This window comes from uncultured Ruminococcus sp. (assembly GCF_946415235.1).
GTDB lineage: Bacteria > Bacillota > Clostridia > Oscillospirales > Ruminococcaceae > Ruminococcus.
Map to the genome: position 1 here is coordinate 1 of NZ_CAMKRR010000011.1, position 13,165 is coordinate 13,165.

Annotated in this window: 14 protein-coding genes; 7 read left to right on the forward strand and 7 right to left on the reverse strand. The window is 48.0% G+C overall.

The genetic code is table 11. The features are described 5' to 3' along the window. The 4 genes from Q0R37_RS04345 to Q0R37_RS04360 all read left to right on the forward strand — a co-directional run. A partial coding sequence (locus Q0R37_RS04345; protein ID WP_294751762.1) for a DNA-directed RNA polymerase subunit alpha C-terminal domain-containing protein occupies positions 1 to 320 on the forward strand: 320 nt, incomplete at its 5' end. Between the two features lie 47 nt (positions 321 to 367). Next, a complete protein-coding gene (rplQ, locus tag Q0R37_RS04350) occupies positions 368 to 709 on the forward strand; it encodes a 50S ribosomal protein L17 (RefSeq protein ID WP_173449417.1) in 342 nt (113 codons plus the stop codon). A 187-nt stretch (positions 710 to 896) separates the two neighbouring features. Next, positions 897 to 1,430 (forward strand): preprotein translocase subunit YajC, encoded by a 534-nt coding sequence (gene yajC / locus Q0R37_RS04355; RefSeq protein ID WP_294751771.1) that lies wholly within the window; start codon positions 897 to 899, stop codon positions 1,428 to 1,430. 49 nt (positions 1,431 to 1,479) lie between these two features. After that, positions 1,480 to 1,881 (forward strand): TIGR04086 family membrane protein, encoded by a 402-nt coding sequence (locus tag Q0R37_RS04360; protein ID WP_294751774.1) that lies wholly within the window; start codon positions 1,480 to 1,482, stop codon positions 1,879 to 1,881. Here Q0R37_RS04360 and Q0R37_RS04365 read toward each other — a convergent pair. From Q0R37_RS04365 to Q0R37_RS04395, 7 genes are all read right to left on the reverse strand, one after another. Beyond that, positions 1,875 to 3,479, reverse strand: a complete 1,605-nt coding sequence (locus tag Q0R37_RS04365; RefSeq protein ID WP_294751776.1) for a trypsin-like peptidase domain-containing protein — start codon at positions 3,477 to 3,479, stop codon at positions 1,875 to 1,877. The two genes, Q0R37_RS04360 and Q0R37_RS04365, sit on opposite strands and share 7 nt — an antisense overlap. Before the next feature lie 3 nt (positions 3,480 to 3,482). Continuing rightward, the gene (locus Q0R37_RS04370) at positions 3,483 to 4,931 is read right to left on the reverse strand and encodes a HAMP domain-containing sensor histidine kinase (protein ID WP_294751778.1); all 1,449 of its coding nucleotides are present in this window, start codon (positions 4,929 to 4,931) and stop codon (positions 3,483 to 3,485) included. A 65-nt stretch (positions 4,932 to 4,996) separates the two neighbouring features. Then, positions 4,997 to 5,704, reverse strand: coding sequence for a response regulator transcription factor (locus tag Q0R37_RS04375; protein ID WP_294751780.1), 708 nt, complete (start codon positions 5,702 to 5,704; stop codon positions 4,997 to 4,999). A 218-nt stretch (positions 5,705 to 5,922) separates the two neighbouring features. Further along, entirely contained in the window at positions 5,923 to 6,606 is a 684-nt protein-coding gene (locus tag Q0R37_RS04380; protein WP_294751782.1) for a sporulation initiation factor Spo0A C-terminal domain-containing protein, read from the reverse strand. A 166-nt stretch (positions 6,607 to 6,772) separates the two neighbouring features. Then, positions 6,773 to 7,711: a Tim44-like domain-containing protein gene (locus Q0R37_RS04385; RefSeq protein WP_294751784.1), complete on the reverse strand. Its 939-nt coding sequence runs from the start codon at positions 7,709 to 7,711 to the stop codon at positions 6,773 to 6,775. Positions 7,712 to 7,834: 123 nt separating this feature from the next. After that, entirely contained in the window at positions 7,835 to 8,992 is a 1,158-nt protein-coding gene (locus Q0R37_RS04390) for a sporulation protein YqfD (protein WP_294751787.1), read from the reverse strand. Then, entirely contained in the window at positions 8,940 to 9,251 is a 312-nt protein-coding gene (locus Q0R37_RS04395; RefSeq protein ID WP_294751789.1) for a YabP/YqfC family sporulation protein, read from the reverse strand. The genes Q0R37_RS04390 and Q0R37_RS04395 overlap by 53 nt, the downstream gene beginning before the upstream one ends. Before the next feature lie 58 nt (positions 9,252 to 9,309). On the opposite strand from Q0R37_RS04395, the gene Q0R37_RS04400 reads away from it, so the two are divergent. The 3 genes from Q0R37_RS04400 (at position 9,310) to groL (ending at position 12,614) form a co-directional block, all read left to right on the forward strand. Then, on the forward strand, positions 9,310 to 10,428 hold the full coding sequence (locus Q0R37_RS04400) for a hypothetical protein (protein ID WP_294751791.1): 1,119 nt from the start codon (positions 9,310 to 9,312) through the stop codon (positions 10,426 to 10,428). A 161-nt stretch (positions 10,429 to 10,589) separates the two neighbouring features. Then, complete coding sequence (locus Q0R37_RS04405) at positions 10,590 to 10,862, forward strand: co-chaperone GroES (protein WP_028517955.1); 273 nt, start codon at positions 10,590 to 10,592, stop codon at positions 10,860 to 10,862. A 129-nt stretch (positions 10,863 to 10,991) separates the two neighbouring features. Continuing rightward, positions 10,992 to 12,614 (forward strand): chaperonin GroEL, encoded by a 1,623-nt coding sequence (groL, locus tag Q0R37_RS04410; protein WP_294751794.1) that lies wholly within the window; start codon positions 10,992 to 10,994, stop codon positions 12,612 to 12,614. Positions 12,615 to 13,165: the final 551 nt, after the last annotated feature.

Sequence of the window (13,165 nt, forward strand, 5' to 3'; positions counted from 1 at the left end):
TATCACAGGCAGCCAATCTCCTCAACGAGCATCTGAAGCTGTTCATCGACCTCTCAGAAGAGGCTGGACTTGCTGAGGTCCTTGTTGAAAAGGATGAGAAGGGTAAGGAAAAAATCCTTGAGATGACCATTGAGGATCTTGACTTATCTGTACGTTCCTTCAATTGCTTGAAGCGTGCAGGTATCAATACCGTAGATGACTTGATCAATAAGTCTGAGGAAGAAATGATGAAGGTTAGAAACCTTGGAAAGAAATCCTTCGACGAGGTAAAGGAAAAGCTCCAGTCACTGGGCTTCGACCTTTCTTCCGAAGAGGAATAAACCATAAAACGTGCGTTAGCGCACCACTATAAAAAGGAGTGAATACAATGCCGGGTACAAGAAAACTGGGCAGAACATCTGATCATAGAAAGGCTATGCTCAGAGGCATGGTAACTTTCCTGCTTGAGAACGGTCAGATCGAAACTACCGTAACAAGAGCAAAGGAAGTTCGTGCAGTTGCAGAAAAAATGATCACTATCGGTAAAAATGATGATCTGCACTCCAAGCGTCAGGTATTCTCTTACATCACTAAGGAGTCCGTTGCTAAGAAGCTTATCGACGAGATCGCTCCCAAGTATGCAGAGAAGAATGGTGGTTATACACAGATCGTAAAGATCGGACCACGCCGCGGAGACGCTGCTGAAATGGCTATCATCAAGCTCGTTTGATCGCAGATAATTATTTAAGAGCCGTTCCCATTGCGGGAACGGCTTTTCCATATTTCATACCGCAGCCTATTATATAAGAAAGCCTATAAAAAAAGCGGAAAATCGAAGAAAAGTACTTGCAAAACCTCGGGATATGTGTTATAATAACCATTGTATGAAAATAATCCATCAGAACAGGAGTAAAAATATGAATATCAAAAAGCTAATAAGCATTGTTTCGGCAGCTGCTTCTACAGCTGCTATGGCAGGATATACAGCCATGACAGCCTTTGCTGACGAAGCTGCCGCTGCTGACGCTGCAAGCAGCAGTCAGGATACTGCTCAGATGGGCGCGGGAGCAAGCCTCGGCGGAATGCTGATACCTCTTGCTATCATGTTCGCTCTTCTCTATTTCGTGGCTATCAGACCTCAGAAAAAGCGCGACAGAGAGCTCAAGGAAATGCAGGAGAACTTACAGGTAGGCGATGAAGTCGTAACAGGCGGCGGTATCGTCGGTATCGTTGTAAGCGTCGGCGAGGATACGGTAGTTATCGAGACAGGCGGCGCAAAGCACAAGCTCAGGATCAAGAACTGGGCTATCACAGAGAACGTAACAGCTGCCGAGCGTATCAAGGAAGCAAAGGCTTCGGGAAAGAGCTCTTCATCTGCAAAGCTTGAGTCAGCTGCAATAGTTGACGATGATAAGAAGTCCAAGAAAAAGAAGGACGACGAAGAAGAATAAAAAATATCACCTCCGCATAGAATTAGAAAAACTATGCGGAGGTTTTTTCATGCGTAAACACAGGCGCAGTATATGGACAAATGCACCACTCAGCGCGGCAGCCTCGGTTTTCTGCGGACTTGCTGTTACGGCAGCTTCATGGCTGCTGCTGAGTGCTGTGCTGTTTTTTGTTATGCGGGATATGAACCTTGTAAGGGCGTTTGCCGGAGCGTCATGTGTATCGGGAGGCTATTCGGGAGCTTATATATACGGCAGGTACCGCCGCCGCAGGGGCCTTATCGGCGGCATGGTATGCGGAGCTCTTATGTACGGAGCCGTAAGCATCATCGGCTTATCCATACTCGGAGCTCCCGCAGGTATAAAAAAGCTCCTCCTGCTCACCGTTTCGGGTGCAGCGGGAGGAGTTGCGGGCGTTAATTCCAAACGCCCGCAAAGACTTATGGATCAGTAGTTGCCGGATACATCTTCCATGAGCTTGAATTCTATCTCATAGTAACTTACCTTGCCGTTTTTGTCAATGCTTGCACAGGTAGCGGGTACAGTATCTCCCGCGCCATACTGACTGCTTATGGTATCATAGAGCTCGTCGTAGGTGCTGACGGACTTTCCGTTCACAGCGATGATGAAATCGCCTTTTTTCAGATCGGTATTGGCGATATCGCAGTCCTCGTCCACAGCGTCGATATAGATGCCCTTGAAATCGTCAGGGAGAGCCTGTCCGATGCGTTCCTCAATAGCGGCTATTTTTTCATCTGAGCTCATATCGAGAAGGTGTATGCCTATCCTGAATCGTCCTGCAATGAAGCCGTTCTTGATAAGCTCTTCTATAACGGGAGCAGCTTCGTTTATGGTTATGGCAAAGCCGAGTCCTTCAAGGTCGTTGCTTACGTACTTTGAAGAGGTAATACCTATGACCTGACCGTACATATTCACGAGAGCGCCGCCCGAGTTTCCGGGGCTTATCTCTGCATTTGTCTGGAGACACTTCATCTCGAAGCCCGAGGAGTCGCTTCTTATCTTACGATCCACAGCTGAGATGATGCCGTCGGTGACAGTACCCGCAAGGTTGGCGGGATTTCCTATAGCGATAACGGTCTCGCCCACGATAGCTTCATCGGAGTCGCCGAGAACAGCAGGTGTGAGATCGGCAGCATCAACCTTTATAACAGCGATATCAGTCTTAGTGTCTCTGCCGACTACCTTTGCGTCGTAGAATTTGCCGTCCATGGTCTCGATCTTGTGATAACCCTTGGCTTCGAGGACATGAGCATTTGTGGCGATATAGCCTTCCTCGTTGAGAACTATGCCCGAGCCTGTACCAATGGCTCTTCTTGAAGCATAGCCCGCATAGTCCTCATAGGTGTATATCTTGACGATAGAGGGCTTCACAAGAGCGGCAGCACCCTCGGGAGTATACTTTCCGTTCTCGTCCTTGAAGTTATCAAGGTCATTTGCGCCCTTAGGCTTTGATTCCTGATATATGACTATCTGATTTTGCTTGCCTATCTTGCTGACTATCTTATCGCTGTTGGCAATGTCGTAAATGATGCCGAAAAGAGCTATAAAAGCGGCTATGGCGGTAATTATCGCAAAGAGAAGGACTACACCCTTTTCGCTTTTTGAGCGCTGATCTGCGATATCGCTGCCGAGCGCGTCGGACTGCTGACTGCGGTCGAGCTCCTCAAAGCCTATGGGCTCATACATAAATCGGTCGTAGACAGGTCTGCGCGGCTGTTCATTGTAGCCGCCGTACTGTCCGTAGCCGCTGTTCTGAGGCTGACTGTAATTCTGCTGCCCGTAGCCGCTGTTCTGAGGCTGACTGTAATTCTGCTGCCCGTAGCCGCTGTTCTGCGGCTGACCGTAGTTCTGCTGACCGTAGCCGTTATTCTGAGTATGAACGTGAGTATGCTGTCCGCAGCTGCTGCCCTGAGGCTGCTGTACGGAGCTGTTCATACCGCTGTCTGCGGCAGGCTTTTCATGCTGAGGGATATACGGCTCCTTATAGCCGTTATCAGGACTGTCCTGATATAGATTTTCTCTGTCGTCCATTTGTTATCCTTTCTTTTTCGGCTGTTTCTCGGGAAGCTGAATGAGAAACTCCGTATATTCTCCGTACACGCTCTTTACAACGATATGACCGTGGTGGAGATGAACTATCTTTCTTGATATTGCAAGTCCGAGACCGAGTCCCGTGGTATCCTTGCCTCGTGACGAGTCCGTCTTGTAGAATCTGTCGAATACCTGCTGTATCTCGTCGTTTTTAAGACCCTCACCCGTATTCTTTATGCCTATGGTGCATGAACCGTTTACGGAACGCTCAAAGCGGAATGAGAGTATACCTCCGTCGTTTATGAATTTGACAGCATTTTCCACGAGGTTGTATATTACCTGCTGGATAAGGTCGGGGTCTACCTCTGCGGACATACGGTCACTGCCGAGTCCTTCAACTTCAAGGTGCTTGTCCTCGATCTTCTTTTCAAACATGAGAACTGTCTGTATAACTATATCCGTAAGGTTTACATCGCGGAAATTCGGCCTGAGGGTACCCGTCTCGAAACGTGACATATTCAGCATCGAGGAAATGAGTATACGCAGACGCTTGATTTCCTTGGATACGAGTATGAGGTACTCCTTCTGTCTGCCCTTTGGTATAGTACCGTCGAGTATGCCGTCAACGAAGCCGCCGATAGTAGTGATAGGAGTTCTCAGCTCATGTGAAACATTGGCAATAAAGGTCTTGCTGGTCTCCTCACTCTTTGCAACGTCCGCAGCGACGGTATTGACATATTCTGCTATCTCGGGAGTGGTATAGGGAACACCGGTAGGTATGTTTTCGGAGAAGTCCCGCTTTGCGAACTGTTCGCTGATGCGTCTGAAATCATTTTCGTACATTGACAGCCTTTTGAACCTGCGGCTGAGGATGAATACCTGCAAAAATGTAGTCAGCAGACAGAAAAGAGAATAGAACGCTATCAGCCTTGCCGAAAAAGAGTTCACGGCGTTTGAATTTGAATAGATCTTTGCGTACATTATCTCGTTCTGAAGGAAGAAGCACGTACCGTACAGCATATAGGGCTCGTTGGCTGATATGCTCTTGGTCTCGAAAACGAGGTAGCCGCCCTTAGTAATGAGTTCCCGTTCCTTTTCCGATATTTTTCCGCTGTTTTTGACCACCTTTTTAGGATTTTCCTCATAATCCGCGTCCGAGAGCACACAGTTGCCGTTTGCATCATAGATGTAGATCATCAGGTGGTATTTGCTTGAAAAACGCTTATGGAGGTTTTTTATAAGGGTCGAACGGACATTCATTCTCTCCGAATAGCTGTCCTCCATGCAGCCTGTGAAAAGGTCGCCTATTTTTTGCAGCTCATCAAGTCTGTTTGATTTGTATATAGCTGAGCTGACGGTTATAGCAACTATACCAAGTATGATATTTATCGAAAGGATAATGATGATTATAAAAATAAAAAGCTTGTCATAAGAGCTTTTTCTGCCTTTCAATGGTATCACCTCTATACAAAATAAGGGGACAGATGTCCCCTTGATGTTCTGGAGTTGTTACAAGCTTATTCCTCTTCGTCGGCTTCAAACTTATATCCGACGCCCCATACTGTCTTGAGTGTCCACTTGTCGGAAACGCCTTCGAGCTTTTCACGGAGACGCTTGATATGTACGTCAATGGTACGTGAATCGCCGTAGTATTCAAAGCCCCATACTTCGTCAAGAAGCTGGTCACGGGTATAAACTCTGTTGGGATTAGAAGCAAGGTAGTAGAGAAGCTCGAGCTCCTTGGGAGGAGTGTCGATATTCTTTCCGTTTACCTTCAGCTCATAGCTGTCCATATTGACAGTGAGCTTGTCGTAGTGGACTTCCTTCTGCTCCGGCTCTGCCATACCTGTGCCCACACGGCGGGTAACGGCGTTGATACGGGCAATGACTTCCTTGGCATCGAATGGCTTAACGATATAGTCGTCAGCACCCAGCTCGAGACCGATTACCTTGTCGATAGTTTCCCCCTTGGCAGTGATCATGATTATCGGAACATTTGATATCTTCCTGATCTCACGGCAAACCTGCCAGCCGTCCTTGCCGGGCAGCATTATATCGAGCAGTACCATATCGGGGCTGAGAGCCTTGAACTTGACAACAGCGTCGTCACCGTCGTGACAGAGGAGAACACTGTATCCGTCTTTTTCGAGATAGAGGCGGAGAAGGTCGCAGATGTTCTTATCGTCGTCTACTATAAGTACCTTTGGATTTTTTTCGTTAGCCATTTTTTAATACCTTCCTTCCGTATTAAACATATACTTCCCCTTATTTGCATATTTCGCAAAGAAAGCATTTGACACAATACAGGCGATTTCGCCTGCTTATGAGATATTAAAATAATTATAACTCAGTTTTACAAAAATGTCAATCAAAAATCACTATTTTTTGAATTAGTGTTATAATTTTAAGTTATTTTCTACAAAAAACGGGTGTTAAAAATGTGCTAACAGCGAGAAAACTTGTCGCAAACTGCACAAATGAGCTCTGTATTTGTGGGCTTTTCGGCAAGCCTTCCATCTGTCAGGCGGGATACCGAGCCGTTTTCGGCAGCCTGAGCGCTGAGATTACGTATAGCACGTTCCACGCGGGAGGCTTCTGTAGAGAGCTTTTCCGCGGTCTCGCCGTACAGCTCCGACATACCGCCCCACAGCCTTTCGGGAGCGGCAAGACAGACGGTGCTGATATTTGCAAGGTAAGCAAAGCCCCTGAGCCGTTTCGGAAAGCCTGTTTCCTCAAGGAATACCTCTACCCGTGAAAGGATAGTGTCTTTATTCCCGATACGCATTATTATCCGTTTGCACATTGTCCTGACCGAGCACGGCATGGTAAAGGCAGCCGCAGCACCTGCGTTTCGGAAGCTCCTGTGTACTGAGGCAGAGCTTGTATACAGTCCCGCGAATACATGGATGCCCTTTTCCGCAGCGGCGCTGACCAGTTCGAGCAGCTGTTTTTCGGGAGAAAAAGCGAAGATCAGCAGGCAGCTGTACTTTTTCGCCGCCATTGCCCTGCTGACGGAGGAGATATTTCCGCGGCAGAAGTCGGCGGATATGCCCATATTGGCGAATCTGCGGGCCATGAGCTTTCCGAGGCTCGGTGATGTATCGCAGACGAGAATTCTTTCCTTCATAATTATCCCCTGTATGAAAATTATATGGCTGTCTGAGGGTGATATCTATAAAGAAGGTTTTATAACTATTATTGAGGGAAAACCTTTTGAAAAAGGTTTTCCCCGAGTAATAACTATAAACTTCTGTATAAGTATTTCACCTGAGGCAGCCAGTGTTTATGCGGATCTATTGTCTTGTGCGCTGGGACAGAGCCTTGATATTGCTTACCGCCCAGTCGAAGGTATCCGTAGTGAGCACAGAACCGCAGTACTCGCATACAGCGGACTGATTGATATTGACATTAGCGCCGCAGTACGGACAGGTCTGACCCGTAGTACCTGTGGAGCGTGAGGTATTTACGCCTGTGGTGCGGACGAGAGTCCATTCGTAGGTCATGAACTTTTCTGCTGTTTTGCTTCCGCGGACGATATTTCCCGTAGCGTCGTCAACTACGTAATCCACGATACGTGTTTCGAGCTTTACGACCATTTCGTCCAGACCGCTTTCCTGTTTCCAGCCGAGGAGCTCTGTTTTCAGGACTGCTATCCTCTCCACCATATTGGTCTGACGGCTCTGACGGTATCTTTCGAGCTGATTATCCATCTGCGAATAATAGGTATCGGTGAGATAAGGTCTGAGGGGAGAAAGGTCTTTTTTCTGCCATGCATTCTGGAACTGCACGTAGAGGTTGGAGACCTTGTCCCTGAACTGCTCCGCATTGAAGCTCGGGTCTATTTGGCTGTATTCCTCTATACGGCGCAGAGACGGAGTATTCACAGTCGGCGGTGAGTAAGGTGTATTGCTTCTCTTTTTGTTGGAAGAAGCCGAATAAATGATGATAACAATGATAATGATAATAACTAAACCTGCGTCCAAGCCGCTGCTGCTGCCCGAACCCGAGCTGCTGTAGCTTCCTCCGCTGTCCCAGCTGTCATTACTGTCCCATCCGCTGTCCCAGCTGTCACCGCTGTCCCAGCCTCCGCTGTCGCCGAAATCCGAATCACCCGAGAAGTCGCCGAAGTCAGCACGTCGGGGCGAAGCCTCGGTATACAGCGGCTTCACAGGAAACAGCACGAATGTGAAGATAAGAACCAGAAGAGATAAAAGTCTCAAGCATTTTTTCATAGCAGATCCCCCTTAAAAATTATAAATATATTATATCATAGTTTTATATTTTTGTCACTAAGAGGGTTATGGTGACTTTTTACAAAAAACAAGGCAGGATTTTGTAGCTGATGCCTTATGGGACTATTTGATGAAAACCTCCTGCTGCCTGCATATATCCCCCTCAAGCCTGTATGATACACTGAGAGTCATCGTGTCATCGCTCTGTGAGGCTTCGATGCTTCGGTCTATTATCCTTGTATCGCTGAGGAAGTTCTTTTCGTACAGGTATATCTTATCCATGAGCTTCTCCTTGAGCTCCTCGGGAGTAAAAACGACCTCACTGCGTACTGTTTCCGAGAGCGTTCTCTGCCTGAGGCTTATAGGGAACTCCTTCCCGAACAGTACAAGGGGACTTTCGGAATACTCGGAGGTACTGCTCTCAAACCTGCCGCTGCCGATGAATAGGGGGATATCGAGATTGAAAAGCCGCAGGGTCCGCTGAGTATCCGTTCTGCCCGTGTAAGTATATTCCGAGCTGAGGAATGCTGCTGAGAAGCTTACCGTTTCATTATAGATACCGCGCACTTCTCCCATAGCATGGCTGACGGAGGTGCGTCCCGACTCCGACTGCCTTACCCCGCTTATGAGCAGAGCTCCTTTCGGGACAAAGTCGCCGACCCTGAACATGGCAAAGCCGCTTTGGGCGAGGATATAGGTTATTTCCGCATCATGAGCCGCTACCACATTGCATGGGACACGCCCCCTGACTTTCTGCGGTATGGGAGCATTTTCACGTATCTGCACGTAAATACGGCTGCCCGTGCGGTGCATACCTGCCCATGCAACGCCGTCTATGAGGAAGGGCAGCCTGCTGCCGCATTTCTCCAGATCGACGCTGTGAACGGGAGTACCGGGTTTAATATCAAGCTCTGCGAGGGCGGCAAGTATGACCTCATCGCTTACGGAGGTATTGCCGTATATTTCAATTGTAACGATGACGTCGGAAAAGTATATAGCTGCAAAAGCCGCAAGGACGAGCCCCACAAGCAGTCCCACACGCTTTCTGTAGCGGAAGAGCCGTTCACCGAGACTGTCATAGGCTGCGGTTTTCAGTTCGACACCGCATTTCTCGGCGATTGCTTGTATTTCGGGGAGCTCTCTGCGGAAAACGTCCCCGTGGAAGACTTCTCCGCGGCAGTACTGCTCCCTGCATTCTATTCTGTTTTCGTGGATGAGGTTGATGAATTTAGGGAGCTCCTTCCCCCGAGCGTTTATCCTTACAGTCCGTCTTAGCTTCATGTTTTTTGCCTCTCTCCTCGAATTCTATTTTTTCTATGCAGCCTCGGACAACAAGGCCGCCCGTTCTGAAATCGTAGGCTCTCAGTCCGTAGCCGTGGATATCCACATATATGCTTCCCGACAGCAGCCGCATGAAGACCTCGTTACATTCCTCTATTCTTCGGCAGCCGTCAATAATGAGCTCGCTGCTTCCCGAAATATGTATATTCGATTCAAGACAGAGCTTTTCACGTATCGGTTTTTCAAGCCATTCAAACATAAGAGCCACTCCCGTATATTTTTTCACTTCCAATAATATGATTTAAGGGGTGATGATTATGAGAAAATACGCGGAAAAAGCTGCAAAAGCCGCAAAGATCGCGGTGACGGTGATACTTTTTCTGTTCTGTGCGGCAGATACTGCGGCAGTTTCGCAGGCGGTGTGCAGCGGTATGCTCCGCTGTATAAATACGGTCATACCGTCGCTTTTTGCGATGATGGCGGTATCCTCGGTAATAGTACGCAGCGGTATCGCGGAGCTCATGCCGAAGTGGATCGGGCGTATCAGTTTTTTTCTTTTCGGTATGGACGAAACGGAGTTCCCCATATTTTCCTTTGGTATGCTTGCGGGCTATCCCGTGGGAGTCAAGATGCTCTGCGAGCTTTATACCGCAGGCAGGATAAGCAGGCGCCGTGCGGAGCTGCTCTCGGGACTGTGTTTCGGTGCAGGACCTGCTTTTATATTCGGCTGTGTCTCACGGCAGTATTTCGGCTGTGAGCGCATAGGACTTCTCATACTTATCTCGGCAGTATCCGCAAATATTCTCACAGCTTTAGGGGCGTCATTTTTCCTGAGAAAGTCTGCCGAAAAGCAGCCCCGCCCCCGCCGCTCCGTGACCATCTCCGCGGAAATGCTTACGGAAAGCGTACTTCGCAGCGGCAGGGCTATGGCGGATATATGTATAATGGTGGTGGGAGCTTCCGTGTTTACCGCCTTTCTTATCCGCACAGGCACTATGGCAGCAGCAGGGGAGCTTCTCGGGAAGCTCCTTCGCCTCGGCCGCGAGGGCGGCGAGGCTCTGACCGCCGCCATTATAGATGTTACAAATATTGGCAGCAGTACAGGCGGCGGTCACCTGCTGCTGCCTTACGTAAGCGGAGCAGTCTCCTTCGGCGGAGCGTGTGTATTTTTCCAGCTGAGAGCGCTGACGGCAGGGAAGCTCTCGCTGAAGCCCTTTATAATAATGCGAGCAGCCGCAGCGATGATAAGCTTTTGGGTATGCCGTGCGCTGCTGCCCTATTTCGTATTCGGAGAGGCAATGGAAGCGGCTTCCGTAAGGGTGAGGGGGCACGGCACGGATTCGGCGGTACCGTCGGTAATGCTGATAATAATGGTGGTGATGCTGATGCTGGAATATGGGAACAAACGCGGGGAAAACTCAGCTTACAGCACATAAAACTTCACTAAAAAAGCTGATATTTGTACATAGTGCCAAAAATTGTGAAAGCTTGCAGAAAAGGCTTGATTTATTGTAAAAAGGTGGTAAAATATAATTAGCACTCTGAGAGAAAGAGTGCTAAACTTAAACTTGTAATTAATTATCAGGAGGTATATATTATGACTATCAAACCCTTACAGGACAGAGTTGTCGTTAAAATGGTAGAAGCAGAGGAAACTACCAAGAGCGGTATCATTCTTTCAGGCTCAGCTAAGGAGAAGCCCGAGGTCGCAGAGGTAGTTGAAGTAGGGCCCGGAACCTCTGACGTAAAAATGGAAGTAAAGAAGGGCGACAAGGTGCTCATCTCCAAGTATTCGGGCACGAATGTAAAGCTTGAGGGAGAAGAGTACATCATCGTAAAGATGGAAGACATTCTCGCAACAGTTAAATAAAGCCGTTAGCAAGAACTATTGTAGGGAACGCCGCCCTCGGCGTTCCGAATATACATTGGACATTAGGCATGGAACGGCGAGGGCGCCGTTCCATACAGATAAAAATATGATATAAAGGAGTAGATAATTATGGCTAAGGATATAAAGTACGGCGAAGAAGCAAGAAAGGCTCTTCAGGCAGGTATTGACAAGCTTGCAGATACAGTAAGGATAACAATGGGACCCAAGGGCAGGAACGTAGTTCTTGACAAGAAGTTCGGCGCTCCCCTCATCACAAACGACGGTGTAACAATAGCAAAGGACATCGAGCTTGAGGACGCATTCGAGAATATGGGCGCACAGCTCGTCAAGGAAGTTGCTACAAAGACAAACGACGCAGCAGGCGACGGTACAACAACAGCAACACTTCTCGCACAGACCATTGTCCGCGAGGGTATGAAGAATATCGCAGCAGGCGCAAATCCAATGGTACTCAAGAAGGGTATCGCAAAGGCAGTTGACGCAGCAGTAAAGGCTATCGTTGACAATTCAAAGGCAGTAACAGGCTCAGAGGATATCGCAAGAGTAGGTACAGTATCATCTGCCGATGAGAACGTAGGTAAGCTCATTGCAGAGGCTATGGAAAAGGTAACATCAGACGGCGTTATCACCATAGAGGAGAGCAAGACAGCCGATACCTACAGCGAAGTAGTTGAGGGTATGCAGTTCGACAGAGGCTACATCTCACCTTACATGGTAACAGATGCAGACAAGATGGAAGCTGTTTACGATGACGCTTTCATTCTTATCACAGACAAGAAGATATCTTCTATACAGGAAATCCTCCCTCTCCTTGAGCAGATCGTAAAGATGGGCAAGAAGCTCGTTATCATAGCTGAGGACGTAGAGGGCGAAGCTCTTACAACTATCATCCTCAACAACCTCAGAGGCACATTCAAGGTTGCAGCAGTAAAGGCTCCGGGCTTTGGCGACAGAAGAAAGGAAATGCTCAAGGATATCGCAGTGCTCACAGGCGGCGAGGTAATTTCTTCTGAGCTCGGACTCGAACTCAACGAGACCAAAATAGATCAGCTCGGTCAGGCTAAGCAGGTAGTTATCCAGAAGGAGAACACTATCATCGTAGACGGCGCAGGCGACAAGAAGGCTATCAAGTCAAGAGTTGCACAGATCAGAAACGCTATTGAAAAGACCACATCCGACTTCGACCGTGAGAAGCTCCAGGAGAGACTTGCAAAGCTTGCAGGCGGCGTAGCAGTTATCAAGGTCGGCGCAGCAACAGAGATCGAGATGAAGGAGAAGAAGCTCCGTATCGAGGACGCTCTTGCAGCAACAAAGGCAGCTGTTGAAGAGGGTATCGTAGCAGGCGGCGGTACAGCATTCGTAAACGCAATGCCCGCTGTAAACAAGCTTGTTCCCACACTTGAGGGTGACGAAAAGACAGGCGCAAAGATCATACTCAAGGCGCTTGAAGCACCTGTACGTCAGATCGCAGAGAACGCAGGACTTGAGGGCAGCGTTATAGTAGACAAGATAATCCGTTCACGCAAGGTAGGCTACGGCTTCGACGCATACAACGAGGTATACACAGACATGATACCCGCAGGTATCGTAGATCCTACAAAGGTAACAAGAAGCGCACTCCAGAACGCAGCATCCGTAGCATCAATGGTTCTTACAACAGAGAGTCTTGTAGCTGACATCAAGGAAGAGACACCCGCAGCACCTGCAATGCCCGCAGGCGGTATGTACTAATGCATAATGCATAATTAAAGGCGAACCGAAAGGTTCGCCTTTCCTTGTAGGGAACGCCTCCCTCGGCGTTCCGAAAAAGTGAAATAAAAGATTAAGGTGGACTCGTATAAACGGGTTCGCCTTTTGTATTTGCGGATATTTAAGATCATTCATACAGAAAAAAGCTCTCCGAGCGGAGAGCCATTTCTTAAAAGAAAAGGTGAATAATATGCGGACCTATGGCTTCGGCTAATTTACTTCCAATCTCATATCCTATTTCATAAAGCAGAGTCAGCATAGATTTTCCTCCTTTCATAAGTATTTGATACACAAATTATACAATATAGAATTCATATTGTCAACTAAAACTTGCAAAATCACAAGTTTAACGCACAGACGCAAAAAATCCGCCCGCGCCTTAGGAATAAACTATAAATGTCACACTGTAGGGGATATGGATATTCTCACCTCTCGGTTCGGTCGGTGTTTCTGCTTAGCAGAGGTGTCCACCGGACACCCACACCGTCCCACAGTTTTGAAATAATTTATCACTTAATAAAAAAGCGGCTCCC